Here is a 19,136-nt window from a genome sequence, read left to right as displayed (position 1 = left end):
GAAGAGGAACTTCGAATTACACCTCAAAGAATGTGAATGGCGCTACAACAAGCCCCTGCCCCAACTCATTGCCGAACTGAACCGACTGGTATCAAAAAACAAAGACCTGATGGTCTAGAGCCTTAGGATTTTCGTTCGCTGGCGAGGAAAACGAGCCTGCCATGAGGGAGTATACTCTTATCGTATTCGACCGATATGGCAGGTGAAGTTTGACGAAGCCAGCGGGCGAAAAGACAATTTGGAAACACCCCCTACACCCGCGCGCGCAACCCTGTAAGAAAGGTGGCCTGGTCGGCGGTATAGTCCATGATCTGCGACGCCGCGCCGTCCTCGCTCCACCAGGCGCTCATGGCTTCCATCTGCAGGCGGGTCTTCACGTCCTGGGCGGAATATCCTTCCGCCTTGCGGGCCTTCTCGAGGTTGGACAGGGTCTGGATCTTCTGGAGTTGCTTGACCATGTCCGGATTGTCCTTGAAATACTGTTCGATCTTGGCCTTGTCCGCGCTGTCGGTAATCACCGAGACGCCACCGGTCTTCTCGTTGGTGACCACCCGGAATTCCACGTTCTCGTCCACGCCCAGCTTGGTCAGGTCTTCGCGCACCTTGGCGGAAAACTCCTCCTCCAGTTGCTTGCGGTAGTCCTCCACCATGCTGAAGGTCAGCTTGCCGGTGGCGTTGGGCGAAATTTCCTTGAGCACGGCGGAAAGCTGGGACAGGTAATCCAGCGAAAGGCCGGTCACCGTGTTGCCGGACGCGGAAGACGACGACGCGCCGGATGACGAGGACGACGAGGACGACGTGGTGGAACTGCCGTCGGTGTAGTTCGAAAGGTCGATGCCGTACGTGCCGTAGCTGCCGTAGCCGTTGATGGGCGAGATGGACATGCTGCCTCCGGGCGGACGATTTTGCCGGGTTCCGCCTTTACATTGCTTGATGCATCGCCCATGCCAGCGCGGACTCACTCTCCTCGCTGCGCCGGCATCCGGGCCGCGCGCCGGCGCGCCGCTCCCGCACGTCGCCACGCACGTATATGCGCCAGCACATACCGTCGTGCCCGTAGGCAGCGAAACCATTGGACGCCGGGGTTGAAACGGGCTATCGGGGCGGTAACGGACATCCGCGCGGCGCGCCCCCATCCTCTCGCCATCCGGTCGCCAACTGGTCGTCATCCGGTTGCCGATTGGGCTTCCTGCCGCGTTTCCGCAAGCCGGGTCCACGTCCGGCCGGAGCCACGGCCGTTCCCGTGCCATGCGCCCCCGCGCCCGGCAGCCGGACCGGCCGCGCCGCGTTTGCCGCGCATTGCCCGCAACGCCGCTCCGCCCACCGCAACCCACGAGACACATGTCGCAAACCACCACCGCCGCCACGCTGGAATTCGACGACGCCGCGCTGGCCAACCAGTTGTTCGGCGCTCACAACGCCAATCTTGCCCTGATCGCGGAAAAGTCGGGCGTACGCCTGGACACGCGCGGGGCCACCGTCACCGTGGACGCGGACGACGCCCGCGTGCGCCAAACGGTGCTGAACCTGCTGGCGCAGTTGTACGGCCTGCTGAAGTCGGGCCACCCCGTGTACCCGCGCGACATGGCCTATGCCTACGGCATGCTGGACCGCGACCCCTCGGCCGACCTGCGGCGCATCTTCCGCGACGCGGTGTTCGTGGTCTCTCCCCGCAAGACCATCACCCCCAAGACCCTCAGCCAGCGCGACTACGTGGCCGCCCTGCGCGAGAACGACATGGTCTTCGCCGTGGGCCCGGCGGGCACCGGCAAGACCTATCTTGCCGTGGCCGTGGCCCTGTCCATGCTGCTGGCCAAGAAGGTCAAGCGCATCATCCTCACCCGGCCCGCCGTGGAGGCGGGCGAAAAGCTGGGCTTTCTGCCCGGCGACCTGGTGGAGAAGGTGAACCCCTACCTGCGCCCGCTGTACGACGCCCTGCACGACATGCAGGACTTCCAGAAGGTGGCCGACATGCTGGAGACGGGCATCATCGAAATCGCGCCGCTGGCCTTCATGCGCGGCCGCACCCTGAACGACGCGTTCATCATCCTGGACGAGGCCCAGAACACCACCCAGGAACAGATGAAGATGTTTCTCACCCGCATGGGCTTCGGCTCGCGCGCGGTGATCACCGGCGACATCACCCAGATAGACCTGCCCGCATCGGGCAAGGCCGACGCGCTGTCGCGTTCCGGCCTGGTGCACGCCCTGCGCGTGCTTGAAGGCGTCAAGGGAATCCGCTCCATCCGCTTCCACGAAGACGACGTGATCCGCCACCCCCTGGTGGGCAGGATCGTGCAGGCCTATGAACGCCACGAGACCGCAGACCCGCGCTAGACCCAGAGCCCTGACGGCCGAATTCGTGGCCGCGCCGTTCCGTTGGCTGGCGCGCCACCAGGCCGGGCCGGGGCTGTTCTTCTTCTGCCTGACCCTTGCCGTGCTGGCCGTGCTGGCCGGGGCCAACCTGTCGCCCTCGGTGCGGCTGTACGTGGCCGGAGAGGTCGCCTCGCAAGAGGTGACGGCCGACCGCGACCTGCTGGTGGAGGACGTGCAGGGCACCCGCGCCCGGCGCGACCAGGTGGCCCAGTTGCAGCCCGCCGTGTTCGACCTGAGCCGCGAGCCCATCACCGCCCTGCGCCAGCGGGTGCACGAAATCTTCCTGGCCGTGAACCACGCCGACCCGGCGGAGCAGGAACAGTTGCGCTGGCAACTGGCCGAAGCCCTGGGCACGGAAATCACCGAACGCACCCTGAGCGTGCTGGCCAGCGAGGAATTGCAGACCCTGGTGACCACCCGCGCCCTGCCGTGGGTGGAATCGCGCCTGGCCGAAGGCGTCTCCGCCGATACGCGCATCGTGCTCCAGTTCAAGGGCGGGGTGCTGCTGCGCGACCTGGGCAGCGGCGGCGAAACCCTGCGCACCGACTTGCAGAACCTGCACGACCTGCGCTCGGTGGTCTCCGAACTGAGCCAGAACCTGAAGAACGAGACCAGGGCTTCGCTGGCCGTGCGGCGCACCGCCGTGTTGCTGATCTCTCCCCTGCTCTCGCCCACCCTGACCCTGAACCGCGAGGCCACCGACGCCCGCGTGGCGGAAATGACCGCCGCCGTGGAGCCGGTGTTCTACCGCATCCAGAAGGGCGAGGTGGTGGTGCGCCAGGGCGAGCGGGTGAGCCGCGAACAGCAGCTGAAATTGCAGGCCCTGTGGGCCCGCAAGGGCGAAAAGGTGCACCTGGCCACCGTGGCCGGGGTGCTGGTCACCTCTCTGCTGCTGGGCACAGGCATGCTGTTCTCGCCCAGCGGTCGCATGGGCTCCGCCGTGCGCCAGAAGGACCTGTTCTTCGTGGCGCTGCTGCTGCTGGTGTTCGCGCTGATGTCCAAGGGGCTGACGCTGCTGGGCCAGCGGGTGCTGGAGCAGGGCGCTGCGCTGACGCCGGAAGTGCTGGCCTTCGCCTTTCCCGTGGCCGGGGCGGCGGGCTTGGCCGCGCTGATCTTCTCGGCCCGGCGCTACTGCGTCACCGGCCTGCTGCTGGCCTTCTTCTGCACCGTGTTGGCGGGCGGAGGGCTGTCCCTGTTCATGTTCTATTTCCTGGGCGCCATGTGGAACACCTGGCTGGTCACCCGCGCCCAGACCCGCCAGGACGTGGTGTGGAGCATGCTGCCGCTGTGCGCGGGCCTGGCCTTCGTCTGGCTGGGCGCCACGGCGCTGGGGGGGCACGTGGACCCGGCCGCGCTGGCGTGGGGGCTGCTGGCCGTGGTGGTCAACGCCATGCTCTCGCTGCTGCTGCTGTTCGCGCTCTCCCCCATCATCGAGCTGTGCCTGGGCTACACCACGCGCTTCCGGCTCATGGAGCTGATGAACCTGGAACAGCCGCTGTTGCAGGACCTGATGGTGGCGGTGCCCGGCACCTACCACCACTCGCTCATCGTCTCGAACATGGTGGAGGCCGGGGCCAAGGCCATCGGCGCCAACAGCCTGCTGTGCAAGGTGGCCGCGCTGTACCACGACATCGGCAAGCTGAGCCGCCCGGAATACTTCATCGAGAACCAGTTCGGCGGGCGCAACAAGCACGACAAGCTGGCCCCGTCCATGAGCGCGCTGATTCTCACCTCGCACGTCAAGAAGGGCGCGGAACTGGCCCAGCAGCACCGCCTGGGGCAGGAGATCGTGGACATCATCGGCCAGCACCACGGCACGCGGGTGATCCGTTACTTCTACCAAAAGGCCGTGAACCAGGGCGAAAACCCGCGCGAGCAGGACTACCAGTACCCCGGCCCGCGCCCCCAGACGCGCGAGGCGGCCATCGTCATGCTGGCCGACGCCGTGGAGGCGTCCAGCCGCACGCTGGTGGACCCCACCCCGGCGCGCATCAAGGGGCACATCGACACCATCGTCAAGGGCATCTTCGCCGAAGGGCAGCTTGACGAGTCGGAACTGACCTTCAAGGACCTGCACAAACTGGGCGAGAACTTCCACCGCATCCTTACCGGACTGTTCCACCAGCGCATCGGCTACCCCGACGCGGCCAAGCCCGGCCAGCCCGACCGCAGTCCCGATCGCGACGCGCCCAAATGCGGCGAGAAGGGCGCGGAAAAGTGCCCGGAGAAAACCGGGGACAAGAGCGGGGCCGAGAAAAGCGGACAGGACAGGAACGGCAAGGCGGCGGAGAAGAGCGGCAAAAAGGCCGATGGCCCCTGCCCCGCCTGTCCCCCTCCCTGCCCGGCCAGCCCGGCATGCCCCGTCTGCGAAGAGCCGCAGCCGCCCATGCCCTGCTGCTACGGCACCCTGGACGGCGGCAACGGCGATGGCCCGGCAAGGGGAGACGAGGCCGCTGCCGCCCCGGCGCGGGAGCCGGAACCGGCGGGTACGCCGGCGGACGGCCCGGCCGCGCCGCCCCTCCCCCCCGACGCCCAATCCGGTAAGTCCGGCAAGCCCGGCTAGGCCGCCATGCTGGTGCTGCGCCGCGCCCCCGGCCTGGGCTGGATGCTGCCCCTGGCCCCCTGCGAACTGCGCGCCGTGTTCGCGGCCATGCTGGACGCCACCGGCCTTGCCGGATGCACCGTGGAACTGGACCTGGTGGGCGACGACGAAATCGCCCGCCTGAACGCCGCCCATCTTGGCTGCACCGGTCCCACCAACATCTTGTCCTTTCCCGCCGGTGACGGCGTGCCGCCGGTGCCGGAAGACGGCGCGCCCGTGCCGCCGCCCATGCCGCCGGAAGACTTCGCGCACGATGCTCCTGACGGCGGCGGAGAACCGGAGGGTTCCCCCTGCCACCTGGGCTGGCTGGTGCTGTCGCTGGACACCTGGCGGCGCGAATGCCTGCTGTACGGGCAGGAGCCGGTGGAACACGCCCTGCGCCTGCTGGCGCACGGCCTTGGCCACCTGGCCGGGTACGACCACGGCCCGGACATGGACGGCTTCACCGACGCCGCGCAAGCCGCCGGGCAGGCCGTTCTGGGCTGAGTGCCGTCCCCTTCCATCCCTTGCCGACAAACGAAGCGGGGGCGGAGGAACCTTTCCGGTTCTTCCGCCCCCGCAGTGCGTTCGGCGTCCGCGTTCCGTCTTGTGCCGCGCCATGGCCCGGCAGGACCGCGAACTATCCGAGTTTCTTCTGGAGCAACTCCGTCACCAGGGCCGGGTTGGCCTTGCCCTTGGTCTTGCGCATGATCTGTCCCATGAAGAAGCTGATCAGCTTGGTCTTGCCACCCTTGTAGGCTTCCACTTCGGCCGGGTTTTCGGCGATGGCCTCGTCCACGGCAGTCTCGATGGCCGAGGTGTCGGAAATCTGCACCAGCCCGCGCTCCTTCACGAAGGCTTCGGGCATGGCCCCGGTGTCCACCAGTTCGCCGAAGATGTCGTTGGCTATCTTGGCGCTGATCAGCCCCGCCTCCACGATGCGCACCAGTTCGCCAAGGGCCTCGGGCCGCATGGCGATGGCGTCCACCGTCACCGCGCGCTGGTTCAGTTCGCGCAGCAGCGCGCCCTGCATCAGGTTGGCCACCTTCCTGGGCTGGCCGCAGGCGGCCGTGGCCGCCTCGAAGAAGTCGGCCAGCCCCCGGTCCGCCGTCAACACGTCGGCGTCCTGCCCGGACAGGCCGTGCTGCTCCACGAACCGGGCGCGGCGGGCCTGCGGCAGTTCCGGCAGGTCGGCGCGCCAGCGGGCCAGGTCTTCCTGGGCGATGCGCACGGGCATCAGGTCCGGGTCGGGGAAGTAGCGGTAGTCGTGGGCTTCTTCCTTGCCGCGCATGGACACGGTGACGTTCTTCACCGCGTCGTACAGACGGGTTTCCTGCACCACGGCGTCGCCGTCCTCCAGCACGTCCTGCTGGCGGGCGATTTCGTACTCGATGGCCCGCTGCACGTTGCGGAACGAGTTCAGGTTCTTCAGTTCCGCGCGGGTGCCGAACTCCTGCTGCCCCTTGGGCCGGATGGATACGTTGGCGTCGCAGCGGAAGCTGCCCTCCTCCATGTTGCCGTCGCAGATGCCCAGGTACACCACAATGGCGTGCAGGGCCTTCAGGTAGGCCACGGCCTCCTCGGCGCTGCGCATGTCCGGCTCGCTGACGATCTCGATGAGCGGCACGCCCGAGCGGTTCAGGTCCACGTAGCTGGCGTTGTCGCCCGCCGAATGGATGTTCTTGCCCGCGTCGTCCTCCATGTGGATGCGCGTGATGCCCACCCGGCGCGTCTGGCCGTTCACCGTGATGTCCAGGTGCCCGTGCTCGCAGATGGGCGTTTCGAACTGCGAAATCTGGTAGCCCTTGGGCAGGTCCGGATAGAAGTAGTTCTTGCGCGCGAACACCGAAACCGGGTTCACCGTGCAGTTCACGGCCATGCCCATGCGCGCGGCGTATTCCACGGCGCGGGCGTTGGGCACCGGCAGCACGCCGGGCATGCCGGAGCACACTTCGCACACGTTGGTGTTGGGGGCCGCACCGAACGCGGTGGAACAGGAACAGAACAGCTTCGATTCGGTGCGCAACTGGGCGTGCACCTCCAGCCCGATGACGGCTTCGTACAAGGCCATGACGAATCTCCTGAACTACTTGTCTTGCGGCGTAATGGGCGGCGGCGTTTTCACGCCTCCGGCTGCCGCCCCCTGCACCCCCATTTATGGGGTCAAGGGACGGTAGCCGTTATGTGAGCGCAACGCGCGAACATTACGGATAGCGATCGCAAAGCGTCGCGGTCCCCTTGCGGGGGGCCGGGGGGCAGCGCCCCCCGCTCACACGATTCCTACCCCTTCACGTTCCTGTACAGCTCGGGGTTGAGGCTGGGATCGTTGTACATCTTGAACTGGTAGTACGCCTTGGGCTGCTTGCGGCCTTCCAGGAATTCCCCGGCCAGGTCCAGCACGGCCTGGGCCAGGTCGGCGCGCTGCTCGCGCAGCACGGCCAGCTTGTCGGCGCAGCGCTGGCGGTGTTCGGGCGCGGCGTCGGTCCGCTCGGTCTGCTCTTCCATGTGGAAGACCTTCAGGCTGAGGATGGACAGCCGGTCCACGGCCATGCCCAGCGATTCGGTGTTGTGGCGCGGGCGCCGGCCGGGGGCGGGCGCGGGCAGCAACGGGCGCAGCAACGCCACCAGGCAGGCGTCCACCTTTTCCATGTAGTCGTTGCGGCGCTGGTTCAGGCCGTCGATGGTGCGCTTGCAGCGGGCGATGACATCCGGCCCCACGTCGATGCGGCGGGCGGTATCCTCCACATGCCACAGGCGGAAGTTCATCAGGTGCTGGGCCAGCACCAGCCGGTGCAGCAGGGAGGCGTCGGCCACCGTGCCCGCCGTATCCGGCGCGTCTGCCGGGTCTGGCGCGGGCTCGTGCGCCGGGGGTTCGGCCACGTGCCAGGCGGCGGTGGCCCGGTGCTGGGCGTCGAAGCATTCCGTGAGCAACGTCGCCACGGCATGGGGAGTCTGCATCGTGTATCCTTGAGGCTGGGTTATCCGCTGATGCCCACGTCGAAGTACTTGCCCACGCCGTATTCGCGGCGGCGGAAGAAGTTGTCCGGCGACGGGCCGATGATCTGGAGTTCGCGGTGCTTCTTCTGCATGTCGAGGGCGATCTGCATTTCCTTGGTGCAGCCGGTGGAGTAGGTGGAATCCTTGCCCGACCACACCGAGGGCACCTTGCGTTCCTGCAACGCGAAGCTCGTCTCTATATCCTCAACGGTCTGGAAACGCCAGACGTCGATGAGCCCGCTGCGCTGGACCCGTTCCCACATGAACATCAGGTCGTCGCCGTCCATGCCTTCCTCGAAGTGCTCGGCGGGGTTGATGATGAAGGTGGTGTCCAGCTTTTCGCGCAGGTGCCGCACGAAGGTATCGACCACGGTGATGGCGGTTTTGGTCTGGCCGGGAATGGAGCCGATGATGCAACTGTAGAACATCACGGCCTTGCCCTGCTGGCGCGCCTCGCGCATGGCTTCGATGATCTCGTCGGCCTTGCCGGCCAGATCCTTTTCCGTGAACTTGCGCACCCCGGTCGCGCGGGGCTTGCAGGTGATGTGGCAGCCGCCGTCGTCGTCGCACCAGAAGCACACGACATCGCGGGTGAACTGGTGGCTGGTGCGCAAAAAGGTGTGGTCGGCGCGCCAGCCCTTGGCCATGACCACGTCGCATTCCTTCCAGGCGCGGGCAAAGGTGACGCTGGCGCGGTACAGGTTCAACCGCTCGCGCGTGCCGTCGGAAACGACCACGAAGCGGTGCTCGCGCAGGTGGCGCAACAGGTCGTTCTTGGTCACCCGGTCGTCGTGCAGCACGAAGGCGGACTCCATCTCCTCCTTCAGCACCGGGTCGGACTCCACGTCCCAGATCATGGGCGCGTAGAAGAAGAAGCCCTCCTTCAGGGCCAGCACCACCTGGTGCCCCATGCGCAGCAGCACGCGGATGATGGCGAGGTCGAACATGACCCCGCCGTCGCCGTCGCACAGGTACAGGATCTTCTTGCGCGGCTCGGTTTCCGGGCCGAACAGCAGGCGCAGTTGGGCGGAAGGCTCGCCCACCGCCTCCAGGGCCTGTTCCACCTCCAGCGGCGAGGGCGGACATTCCAGCCAGCGGCGGCCGCGCATGGCCACGTGCAGCAGCCGGACCAGTTCCGTGAGGTCCAGTTCCCAGCGCATGTCCACGATGTCCTTGCGCGGGTCCAGGGTGGCCGGGGGGCGGCGCAGCAGGCGCTGCAACGCCGGGTCCTGCAACAGGGCGCGGGCCTTGCGGTTGGCGGCCTGCTTGCGGCCTTCCCACGGGTCTTCCTGGCCGGACTGGGTGAGCACGATGCTGGTCAGGCGCTTGACCACCCGCGAGGGGATGGCGGTGTGCTGGCTGATGTGCAGGCGGAAGCGGTGGCGGCAGTACTGCATGATGCGCCGCTTGACCTGCTTTTCGATGTGCGTGGCGCTGCGCACCAGGCGCATGATGATGCGCCAGGCGCGGTTGTACTGTTCCTGCAGGGCGCGGGGCGTTTCCGGCGCGGTGAGCAGGCGGAAGGTTTCGTCCGAGCAGGGCACGTAGACCTGGTCGTCGGCCAGGGCCACCATGAAGCGCAACTGCTCCGGGGTGGCGATGAGCGTGGGGTTCATGAGGTGTTCGAGATTGTTCTCGGTCATGAAGTTGTAGATCCACGCGTCGAAATAGGGGTCCTTGCGCAGGCGGATGTCCCTGACGGCGTCGAACTCGGGCAGCTTTCGCATGGCGACCTCGTGTCGGCGGGGCCGGGTGGCATGGCGGGGCGGCCCCCCGGCAAAGGGCCGTCGCGGAGACGGAGCGGACAGCCGCGCGCCGAACATGATGTCAGGGAGACGCGATGTCCGGGGGACGCGATGTCCGGAGGGACGACCGTGGACTGCGGAAGGCGCGGGCGGCATGTACCGGGCTGCGCCCAGGCCCCTAAGCCTGATCCTTGATGAATCCCTTGGCCTTCAGCTTGCGGTAGTACGAAAGTTCCTCGATGGCGGCGAACAGCATGCCGCCGGGCGCGCGCTCCACGTGCACCACGTCGCCCGTCTGAAGGGCGTAGCCCTCCTGCCCGTCCTGGGTCAGGTAGACCTCGGTGGTGCGGTCGCGCACCGTCACCGAAAGGCGCGCCTCGCCGGGCAGCACCAGCGGCAGCAGGTTGTTCAGGAACGGGCAGATGGGCGTCACCGTGTACACGTGCAGTTGCGGGTGCACCAGCGGCCCCCGCGCGGACACGGAATACCCCGTGGCCCCGGTGGGCGTGGAGACGATCAGCCCGTCAGCGCGCAGTTCGCCCAGCCGTTCGGAGCCCACCCGCAGGTCCAGGTTGATGACCCGCGCCAGGATGCCGCGATTGATGACCACGTCGTTCACCGCGCCGCCGGAATGCACCGTCACGCCGTCGCGCTCCACGCGAAAGGACAGGGCCAGCCGTTCGTGCGCGGTGACGCCGCCGGACAGCAGCCGTTCCAGGCTGGCTTCCCAGCGGGTGGCGGAAACCTCGGCCAGAAAGCCCACCTTGCCCAGGTTCACCCCCAGCAGCGGCACTCCGGTGCCCAGCAACCGCCGGGCCACGCCAAGGATGGTGCCGTCGCCGCCCAGCACCAGGGCCAGGCTGCATTCCCGCGCGGCCACGGCCCGGGACACGGCGTCGCCGGTGTTCTTCACCACCTGCGCCGCAAGGCCGCGCGCGGTCAGCCAAGCGCGCATGCGTTCGCCAAGGGCCTCCGCCTCGCGGTGGCCCGACTTGGTGACGATGAGAATGAAGCGAAGCGCGGTGTGCATGGAGTGTTCCTAGTGGAAACCGCCCGCGCCTTCAAGGAATAACCGCGAGAAACACCGCGCGGGACGGCTGGCGGCACCGGCCGGATGCCCATGGACGCAAGGCGGCCCCCGTCTCCCTGCCCTGTTCCGGGGGCCGGACTCGTGGGCTGGTCGGGCGGGTGCACGGTCGCGGCCCCGGCGCGCCCCACGGTTGTCACGTCCGGCCATTTGGTATACTGCCGAGTGGTTCCGCAACATCCACGGGCTGGCCGCACGGCCGCCGCAGAGGTATTCACCGCTCCATGACCGACACCGCCCGCCAGATCGTGCTCGAGCACGCCGCCGAAGGCGCCAGGCTTCGCGAACGCTATTTCCAGCAACACGCCGACCACGTGGTGGAACTGGCCCGCCAGATGGCCCTCACCCTTGCGCGCGGCCGCAAGATCATGTTCTGCGGCAACGGCGGCAGCGCCGCCGACGCCCAGCACCTGGCCGCCGAATTCGTCAACCGCTTCATGATGGAGCGCCCGCCCCTGCCCGCGCTGGCCTTGACCACCGACACCTCGATACTTACCGCAATCGGCAACGACTACGGCTTCGAGCAGGTGTTCCAGAAGCAGGTGCAGGCGCTGGGCCAGGCTGGCGACATGCTGGTGGGCATCTCCACCTCGGGCAACAGCCCCAACGTGGTGCTGGCGCTGAAGGCCGCGCGCGAAAAGGGCGTGACCACCGTGGGCATGACCGGGCGCGGCGGCGGCGAAATGGCCCCGCTGTGCGACTACCTGCTGGACGTTTCCGACCGGCGCACCCCGCTGGTGCAGGAAATCCACATCACCGTGGGGCACCTGCTGTGCCAGCTGACCGACCATTTCCTGTTCGAGAACGTGCTGGCCCTGCAACCATATCTGGAAGGCAGCGCACCGGAATAGACGCCGGAACGGCCCGCCCCTTCCGGCACGGCGCACGCCCGGCATAGTTCCGCCCCGCGTCGCGCGGCCCCGCATGGCACGGGGCTGCGGCACAGCGGGGCAGCCTTTCGCACCGCCTTTGGAGGAGACACGCATCATGCCCATCTACGAATACGAATGCACCGCCTGCGGCAAGAAGTTCGAGGAACTCGTCTTCGGGGACGACGTGCCCCCCTGCCCCGCCTGCGGTTCCGCCCGCACCGAAAAGCAGCTGTCCTGCGCCTGCTTCAAGATGCCCGCGCCCTCGCGCGTGGGGCAGACCGTGACCTTCCCCAAGTCCAGCCGTGGCGGCTGCTCCGGGTGTTCGGGCGGGAACTGCTCCACCTGCGGCTAGCCGTGCATATCCACGATTTCATCCTCTCACCGCGCGCAACCACATGAAGAAACTCGTCATCGCCACCCGGGGCAGCAAGCTGGCCCTGTGGCAGGCCGAACACGTCAAGTCCCGCATCGAGGGCCGTCACCCCGGCGTTTCGGTGGAACTGCTGGTGCTGAAGACCCGGGGGGACATCATCCTCGACGTGCCGCTGGCCAAGGTGGGCGGCAAGGGCCTGTTCGTGAAGGAAATAGAGGAGGCGCTGCTGGACGGCCGGGCCGACCTTGCCGTGCACAGCATGAAGGACGTGCCCATGGAACTGCCGAAAGGGCTGGTGCTGGGCATCATCCCCGAACGCGAGGAGCCGTCCGACACCTTCCTGTCCGTGCACCACGACTCGCTGGCCGCCCTGCCCCACGGGGCCACCATGGGCACCAGCAGCCTGCGCCGCCAGTCGCAACTGCTGGCCCTGCGCCCGGACCTGAACGTGGTGTCCCTGCGCGGCAACGTGGATACCCGCCTGCGCAAGCTTTCCGAGGGCCAGTTCGACGCCATCATCATGGCCACGGCAGGCATGAAGCGTCTTGGCCTTTCCGCGCCCAAGAGCGAAGTGCTGGGCCCGCCCGCCTTCCTGCCCGCCGTGGGCCAGGGCGCGCTGGGCATCGAATTCCGGGGCGACCGGACCGACCTGCGCGAACTGCTGGCCTTCATGGAGCACACCCCCACCCGCATCCGCGTGGAGGCCGAGCGCGGCTTCCTGGCCGGGTTGCAGGGCGGCTGCCAGGTGCCCATCGCCGGGCACGCCGTGATGACCGGCGACGCCACCTTCGCCCTGGAAGGGCTGGTGGCCGACCTGACCGGCGCGCGGGTGATCCGCCGCACGGTGAACGGCGTCAGCGCCCCCGACGGCGCCGCCGCCCGCAAGACCGGCCTGGACCTGGCCGCGCAACTGGTGGCCGACGGCGCCGGGGAAATCCTGGCCGAGGTGTACGGCAGCGGCGAGGCCGCGCACTAGGCCATCTCCGGCTTCCCATTGCAAACATGACGGGCCGCCCCTCCGGCAAGGAAGGGCGGCCCGCGTTGTTATTGATGCCGTCGACTAACGCTATCGACTGACGCTATCGATTGACGCCGCCGTACGGCTATCCGGCCTTCATCTCGTCCACCAGGCGCTTCAGCACCTGGGCCTGCTCGGCCAGCGCGGACACGGCCCGCGCCGATTCGCGCATGGCCTGCGCCGTTTCGCCGGAGATGGTGCTGACCTGCTCCACGGCGTGGTTGATCTCCTCGCTGGCCGAGGACTGCTGCTCCGACGCCGTGGCGATGGAGCGCACCTGGTCGCTGGCCGTCTCCACCAGCCGCACGATCTCGTCCAGCGCCTCGCCCGATTCGCGCACCAGTTGCGTGGCCTCCTCGATGCCCTGCACCGAGCGGTCCACGTTCTCCATGTTCTTGCGGGTGCCCTGCTGCACGCCCCGGATGGCCTCGCCCACCTGCACGGTGGCCTGCATAGTCTTTTCGGCCAACTTGCGCACCTCGTCGGCTACCACGGCGAATCCGCGCCCGGCGTCGCCAGCCCGGGCCGCCTCGATGGCCGCGTTCAGGGCCAGCAGGTTGGTCTGGTCCGCGATGTCACTGATCACGTTCATGATCTGCCCGATGGACTCCGCCTGGCGGCCCAAGTCCTCCATGTCGGTCTTGAGATCCAGCGACTGCCGCCGCACCGAGTCGATGTTGCCCACCACCCGTTCCACCAGGGCGGCGCCGTGGGCGGCCTTGGTGCGCGCCGTGTCGGAAACCTCGGCGGTGTTCCCGGCGTTGCGGGCAACCTCCAGCACGCTGGCGTTCATTTCCTCCATGGCCGTGGCCGTCTCGGAAACGCGTTTGGCCTGCTCCTCGGCGCCCCGGTCGGCCTGCTCGATCTGGGCCGAAAGCTCCTCGGACGCGGACGACACCACCTCCACCGCGCCCTCCACCCGCGCGGCGGCCTGCAACATGCCCTCGCGCTTGGCGCTTTCCGCCTGCCTGCGGGCCTCTTCCGCCTCGCGCATGGCGGCCAGCGCTTCCTGCTCCTTGCGGGCGGCCTGCTCGCTCTTGTCCTCGGCCTCGGCGATCTTGGCCTTCAGGGTGTCCACCATCACCCGCAGGGCGTCGGCCAGTCGGCCGATCTCGTCGCGCCCGCGCACCGCAAGGTCCGCGTTCAGGTTGCCGCCGGCCACCAACTGCGCGAACGACACCGCGCCCCCCAGCGGGCGGGTGATGGACCGCGAGATGAGGATGCCGAGCAGCAGCGACAGCAACGGCGCGCCGATGGCGAGCATGATGGCGGTGTTGTGCGCCATGCGCGCCTCGGCCGCGCTTTCGATCCGGGCGGCGCGGGCCTCCGCCCGCACGGCCTCCTGCACCGCCGCGGCGGCCTCGGCCAGCCGCACATTGGCCTGCACCCCCTTGCCGGTGACCATTTCCGCCGCCCTGTTCATGCGGTCCCCGTCGGCGATGTCCCGTTCCCATTCCTGGATGGCGGCCATGATCTCGTCGTTGGTGGCGCGCACCGAATCCAGCGTGGCGGTGAAGGCGGTCCACTTGTCCTGCACGGCGGACGAAAGGTGCAGCCGCTCCATCTCCCCCCTGGATCTGGCGATGACCTCGCGCGCGAGGCGGATGTCCTCGCGCTGGCGCTCGCGGTCGGCCCTGGGCAGGCGTTCCATCATCAGGGTGCGCTGGGCCACCACTATGCTGCGCATGGCCAGTTCGATGCTGCCCGTGTGGGCCACGGCGGGCAGCATTTCCTCGTTGGACTGTCGCAGGCTTTCGCTGGCGTTCTCGATGGCCAGATACCCGGAACCGGCGGTGACCAGCGTAAGCAGCGAAACAAAAATGAATCCCGCTATCAATCGTAGACCGACGCTGACGTTGTTCATGAATCCCCCGACTTGCTGGTTGTGGTGGAACCCGTTGCGCCGCCGGACCTGCCCCGGCGGCGTATCAATGCGGCAGCAGTATGATGTAGGAAAACGCTTCCATTTCATCCCACGGAAAGAACGCATGGGCGGACATGGCCAGCTTGCGCAGCGCCCTTTCGTGACGCTGGCGGCTTTCGTGGGTGCCGTTGAGGCGCCGCGCCATCCTCTCGAAAAGGATGCGCGGCGCGGGCCTGCCTTCGGTTGCGCCCTCCGGCACGGCCGCCGGGGCGTCCTCCGGGGCGTCCTCCGGGGTGTCATCCGGGGCGTCTTCGGGCAACGGGGCATCCTCGTTGCTGTCGAAGACGACCATGCCGAAGCCGTCCACCACCCGGACCCGCGCCCCCATTGCATGGCGCATCCTGTGCAGCATGGCCACCATGACGCCCAGCTTGCCGGTCACCGTGCGCCGGGAGCGATGGACCAAGGCCACGCCGCCTTCCGCACCGCGCCGCGCCGGGAACACCCGCAGGCTGCGCACCCCGGCCGTGGCGACGACGCCGCGCCGCAGGTCCACGTCGCAGAACGGCAGATCGCATGTGGACAACTGTGTAGCCATGCGGTCCTGGGCCATCCGCGAGACGATCCACCCTTCCCGCGTCATGGCGGCCACCAGGCCATGCAGCAGTTCCGCGTCATCGGTGTACGGAATGCGCCAGTACGGCGGCCTGGACGCGGCCGCCACGCCATCCGGCTCGGCCGGAAGATCTTCGTCACGCAGGACGCAACGGATGAACATGCCGAACGCATCGCGATGCTCGTAGATGGCTTCGCGCAATTTCTCGGGCACGATGCCCGCCACCGCCAGCATGAAATATCTGTCCACCCCCAGCAGGTCGGCCAGATGCATCAACCGCTCCGGCTTCAGGCAGACGTCGTCCCCCCGCTCGATGCGGCTGAGGTAGGAATGGTGCACCCCCAAACGGTCCGCCAACTGGCGGATGGACAGGATCTTGCCGCCAACCATCCGTTCACGGCGTGCTTCTCTGACGAGTCTTCCGAGTAACCTGCCCATCTCGCCTACTTTTTTGTCTATAATATTGTAGCCAGCCAGGTACGGGCAATCACTGTTATAAATCATGGCATGACAAACCGGCTGCCGGTGCGGTCCCGGCCATGTGGAGCGGACAAAAAGGGAGCCTGGCGACAGGAAGGGAAGGACAAAGGGACGCAAAACGGCGGCCTGTCACTGCAACGAGCGACGACTACCAGAAATAAAGACTACGTACGCGTGGAAAACGACCTATGAGGAAGCGCAAGACTCGCCAGGGGTACGCTCGTGACGCTTGCGGAGGCCATGGCAACGGCGTGCCCCCCCCCGGCAAAAAAGAAGGGGCGTTCCCTGCGGAACGCCCCGTGCATGCGCTGGCTCTGCCCGCCCGGATGGGCGCGCACCGGCCGTGTGGCTAGAACGACACCCCCACGGTCAGCGAGCCGAAGTGCTGGCCCCGGTCCTGCCCCACGAATTCCTCGGTGCGGTAGACGTGGGTGTAGGTTATGCGCACCCCTTCGATGATCACCGCAAGGCCGCCGGAAAGGTCGGCCACGAAATACTTCTTCTCCACGTCGTGGCTGTCGCGAAAGGTGTTGCCGTCCAGAAAGATGTCGTGGCCCACCGCCCGCCCGTCGGCCCCGGCGAACAGGTACCAACCCCAGCTTTCGCGCACGCGGGGGTCCGCATCGTCGGTGGGGGCCTCGATGCCGCCGCCGGGCCGGATCAGCGAGGTCTCGAAGTCGCCGGGCAGGTTCCAGCCGAAGCGCACCTCGGCCCCCACGTTGGCCTGGGTCAGCACGTTGCCCGCCGTGGCCCCCGCGCGGGGCAGCACGTCCCAGCCGAAGCCGCGCCCGGTGGACGCGGAGTTCAGCCGCCAGTTGCGCTGCCAGCTCAGCATCAGCCCCGGCTCGTCGTGCAACTGGTTGTCCCACCCCTTTGCCGTGGGAATGTGGCGCAACTCGTGCACTTCGTTCTGGGCCGTCTCTCCCCGCGCCGAAGGCCCCACGATGCCCCCGGTGAATTGCAGGGTGTCCATGCGGTCGCCCTTCTTGGCGTGCAGGCCGATGGCCCCGTACAGAAAGCCCGCGTAGGGCCGGTCGCCGGGAATGTATTCCCGGACCTGGGTGTCGGAGGGGGTGTAGATGGCCTGCCCGAAGGCCACGCTGACGTTGTACTGGGCGTCCGGGTCGCCCGCGAAGGGCAGGCGCTCGATGAGGTCGTCCAGCATGTCGGGCAGCATTTCGTCGTCGGACAGGGTCTTGAGGTCGGGCGAGACGAACCGGGCCTGCACCGCGTTGGTGTAGTACTGGTCGGTGCCGCCGAACAGGTCGTTCTCGAAGTAGATGACCAGCGTGCTGAACGCCTTGGCCTTCCTGGGCTTTTCCGGCTCTCCGGCGTCCGCGAGGCCGCCGTCGACGCCGGGCGCCGGGAACGGAGAAGCCGCAGACGCGGCGTCGGCGGCCAGTGCATGACCGGGGGCGCACAGCAGCAGGGCCAGCAGGCCGCCGCACAATGCCGCGCGCATCAGAAGCGAAGCAGGGTTCATTTGCCGGATTCCGTTTCCCGTGCCCACACGGGTAGTTCCATGTCGTACTGGCGGATCAGCGCGTCGTGCTCGCGCATGGCCGCATAGGACGACGACTTGCGGAACGAGCTGTTGCGGTTGGTGCGGTAGAGCACGTTGAGGTCCCACATAGTGTCCACGTCGTTCCATTCCGGCAGTCGCACCACGTCCAGCCGGGCGGCCTCCAGCCGTTCCATGGTGGCGGCGTACACCGTGGCGCCGCCCCACTCCATGCCCTCGAACACGCCGGGCAGGAACCTGTCGCGCCGGAAGCCTATCAGGTAGTACCCGCCGTCGAAGGCGGGGCCGATGACCGCGTCGTGCAGGTCCAGGTCGTCCAGGGCCTTCTGCACCAGTTCGTGCGGAAAGTCGGGGATGTCGCTGCCCAGCACCACCACGCGCTCGTATCCCGCGCCGTACGCGTCGGCAAGGGCCGTGCGCATGCGCGCGCCCAGGTCGTCGCCCCGCTGGGGCTGGCAGGCGTGCCGGGGCCCCAGCCACGCCTTGCAGGCGGCCAGCGGGCCGTCCGCACCGCCCGCGCCGCCGGGGACCGTGCCCGTGTCGCAACAGATGCGCAGGTCGGCCTTCACGTGGGCCAGTTCGGCCAGCATGTCCTGCACGAAATGGCGGTACATGGCGGCGGCGGGTTCCGCGCCCATGACGGACGCAAGGCGCGTCTTCACCGCGCCCGGCTCGGGATACTTGACGAAGAAGAGTACGCAGGTGTCGCTCATGATGCTCCTTTGCGGGCGCGGTACCAACGCGCCAGTCTCTGCGCCGGAACCCCCAGCGCGTACAGCAGCCGCAGACAGACGTTGCGCAGGGTGCAGCGCACGGCCCCCTCGTCGCGCCAGCGCCGGGCCGAGGTGACGGCCCGCAGGTCCAGCAGGGCCAGCGGTTCGCCCGCCCCGCGCAGGCGGCGCATGATCTCCACGTCCTCCATCAGCGGCAGGTCGGGGTAGCCGCCCATGGCCCGGAACAGCCCGGCCCGGAAAAACTGCGCCTGGTCGCCGTACGGCGTGCGGACAAGCCGGTTGCGCAGGTTGCCCAGCGCCTCCACCACCCGGAACCACGCCCCCGGCGCGTCGATGCCCAAAGCGAACGCCCCGGCGCGAGGGACGAAAGCCTCGGCGCGGGGGATGGAATCGTTGCCGTCCCCATGCCCCTCGGCCCCCAGCGCCCGCAGCACGGCGGGAAAGGCCCCGTCCGGCAGACGGGTGTCCGCGTGCAGGAACAGCAGCACCCGGCCCCGGGCCACGGCGGCCCCGGCGTTCATCTGCCGGGCCCTGCCGCGCGGCGCGGCCACGGTGCGCACGGGCAGCCCCGCGACTGAAACATCCTTGCCGGACGGGCCGGTTCCGGCACGCCACGCGGCCCCGGCCATCAATGTGCCCAGCGCGGCCAGCGTGTCGCCCTCTGGGGCGCCGTCGGCCACCACCAGTTCCACCGCGCCATCCGGAAGCCCGGCCGCCAGCGCGCGCACGTGCCCGGCCAGTTCCGCGATGCCCTGCGCCTCGTGCAGCACCGGCACCACCACGGACAACAACACCTCCGGTTCCGGGGCATGCGGCGGCAGGCCAACCTCCGCCGGGCGGGGGTCCGCGCCGCGCACTGCCGCCTCGCGGC

16 protein-coding genes and 1 pseudogene are annotated in these 19,136 nt (G+C 68.1%); 7 read left to right on the top strand and 10 right to left on the bottom strand.

Annotated elements, in window-relative coordinates; translation table 11 throughout:
- A pseudogene (locus V6B97_RS04785) lies at positions 1–118 on the top strand (IS1595 family transposase); the annotation flags it as partial.
- A gap of 133 nt (positions 119–251) precedes the next feature.
- Here V6B97_RS04785 and V6B97_RS04780 read toward each other — a convergent pair.
- Complete coding sequence (locus V6B97_RS04780; protein ID WP_333505348.1) at positions 252–884, bottom strand: hypothetical protein; 633 nt, start codon at positions 882–884, stop codon at positions 252–254.
- A 457-nt stretch (positions 885–1,341) separates the two neighbouring features.
- On the opposite strand from V6B97_RS04780, the gene V6B97_RS04775 reads away from it, so the two are divergent.
- From V6B97_RS04775 to ybeY, 3 genes are read left to right on the top strand one after another with little or no spacing between them, the layout of a single operon-like run.
- On the top strand, positions 1,342–2,337 hold the full coding sequence (locus tag V6B97_RS04775; RefSeq protein ID WP_333505347.1) for a PhoH family protein: 996 nt from the start codon (positions 1,342–1,344) through the stop codon (positions 2,335–2,337).
- Positions 2,306–4,939 carry an HDIG domain-containing metalloprotein gene (locus tag V6B97_RS04770; RefSeq protein ID WP_333505346.1) on the top strand — a complete coding sequence of 878 codons (2,634 nt, stop codon included), beginning with the start codon at positions 2,306–2,308 and terminating at the stop codon, positions 4,937–4,939. Before V6B97_RS04775 ends, V6B97_RS04770 begins: the two co-directional genes overlap by 32 nt.
- Before the next feature lie 6 nt (positions 4,940–4,945).
- Positions 4,946–5,464 carry an rRNA maturation RNase YbeY gene (gene ybeY / locus V6B97_RS04765; RefSeq protein ID WP_333505345.1) on the top strand — a complete coding sequence of 173 codons (519 nt, stop codon included), beginning with the start codon at positions 4,946–4,948 and terminating at the stop codon, positions 5,462–5,464.
- 133 nt (positions 5,465–5,597) lie between these two features.
- Here ybeY and gatB read toward each other — a convergent pair whose 3' ends face one another.
- The 4 genes from gatB to V6B97_RS04745 all read right to left on the bottom strand — a co-directional run bounded on the left by gatB (position 5,598) and on the right by V6B97_RS04745 (position 10,729).
- Complete coding sequence (gene gatB, locus V6B97_RS04760) at positions 5,598–7,028, bottom strand: Asp-tRNA(Asn)/Glu-tRNA(Gln) amidotransferase subunit GatB (RefSeq protein WP_333505344.1); 1,431 nt, start codon at positions 7,026–7,028, stop codon at positions 5,598–5,600.
- Between the two features lie 209 nt (positions 7,029–7,237).
- The gene (locus V6B97_RS04755) at positions 7,238–7,915 is read right to left on the bottom strand and encodes a DUF4254 domain-containing protein (RefSeq protein ID WP_333505343.1); all 678 of its coding nucleotides are present in this window, start codon (positions 7,913–7,915) and stop codon (positions 7,238–7,240) included.
- Between the two features lie 20 nt (positions 7,916–7,935).
- The gene (locus tag V6B97_RS04750) at positions 7,936–9,681 is read right to left on the bottom strand and encodes an ARMT1-like domain-containing protein (protein WP_333505342.1); all 1,746 of its coding nucleotides are present in this window, start codon (positions 9,679–9,681) and stop codon (positions 7,936–7,938) included.
- Between the two features lie 196 nt (positions 9,682–9,877).
- Entirely contained in the window at positions 9,878–10,729 is an 852-nt protein-coding gene (locus tag V6B97_RS04745) for an NAD(+)/NADH kinase (protein ID WP_333505341.1), read from the bottom strand.
- Between the two features lie 281 nt (positions 10,730–11,010).
- Between V6B97_RS04745 and V6B97_RS04740 the strand changes: the two genes are divergently transcribed.
- The 3 genes from V6B97_RS04740 (at position 11,011) to hemC (ending at position 13,007) form a co-directional block, all read left to right on the top strand.
- Entirely contained in the window at positions 11,011–11,637 is a 627-nt protein-coding gene (locus tag V6B97_RS04740; RefSeq protein WP_333505340.1) for a D-sedoheptulose 7-phosphate isomerase, read from the top strand.
- Positions 11,638–11,773: 136 nt separating this feature from the next.
- Entirely contained in the window at positions 11,774–12,010 is a 237-nt protein-coding gene (locus V6B97_RS04735) for an FmdB family zinc ribbon protein (RefSeq protein WP_333505339.1), read from the top strand.
- A gap of 43 nt (positions 12,011–12,053) precedes the next feature.
- A complete protein-coding gene (gene hemC, locus V6B97_RS04730; protein ID WP_333505338.1) occupies positions 12,054–13,007 on the top strand; it encodes a hydroxymethylbilane synthase in 954 nt (317 codons plus the stop codon).
- Positions 13,008–13,134: 127 nt separating this feature from the next.
- Here the strand turns inward: hemC and V6B97_RS04725 are convergent, their stop codons facing one another.
- From V6B97_RS04725 to V6B97_RS04705, 5 genes are all read right to left on the bottom strand, one after another.
- The gene (locus V6B97_RS04725; protein WP_333505337.1) at positions 13,135–14,913 is read right to left on the bottom strand and encodes a methyl-accepting chemotaxis protein; all 1,779 of its coding nucleotides are present in this window, start codon (positions 14,911–14,913) and stop codon (positions 13,135–13,137) included.
- 64 nt (positions 14,914–14,977) lie between these two features.
- Positions 14,978–15,967, bottom strand: a complete 990-nt coding sequence (locus tag V6B97_RS04720) for a helix-turn-helix domain-containing protein (RefSeq protein WP_333505336.1) — start codon at positions 15,965–15,967, stop codon at positions 14,978–14,980.
- Positions 15,968–16,358: 391 nt separating this feature from the next.
- A complete protein-coding gene (locus V6B97_RS04715; protein ID WP_333505335.1) occupies positions 16,359–17,492 on the bottom strand; it encodes a lipid A deacylase LpxR family protein in 1,134 nt (377 codons plus the stop codon).
- On the bottom strand, positions 17,489–18,244 hold the full coding sequence (locus V6B97_RS04710; protein ID WP_333505334.1) for a TIGR04282 family arsenosugar biosynthesis glycosyltransferase: 756 nt from the start codon (positions 18,242–18,244) through the stop codon (positions 17,489–17,491). The genes V6B97_RS04715 and V6B97_RS04710 overlap by 4 nt, the downstream gene beginning before the upstream one ends.
- Positions 18,241–19,086, bottom strand: a complete 846-nt coding sequence (locus V6B97_RS04705; RefSeq protein ID WP_442935465.1) for a TIGR04283 family arsenosugar biosynthesis glycosyltransferase — start codon at positions 19,084–19,086, stop codon at positions 18,241–18,243. The genes V6B97_RS04710 and V6B97_RS04705 overlap by 4 nt, the downstream gene beginning before the upstream one ends.
- Positions 19,087–19,136: the final 50 nt, after the last annotated feature.

Source organism: Nitratidesulfovibrio sp. 1201_IL3209 (assembly GCF_036763125.1).
In the GTDB taxonomy this organism is placed as follows: Bacteria; Desulfobacterota; Desulfovibrionia; order Desulfovibrionales; family Desulfovibrionaceae; genus Cupidesulfovibrio.
The sequence above is the reverse complement of the archived record's forward strand: the minus strand, read 5'-3'. Positions and strand labels throughout refer to the sequence as shown.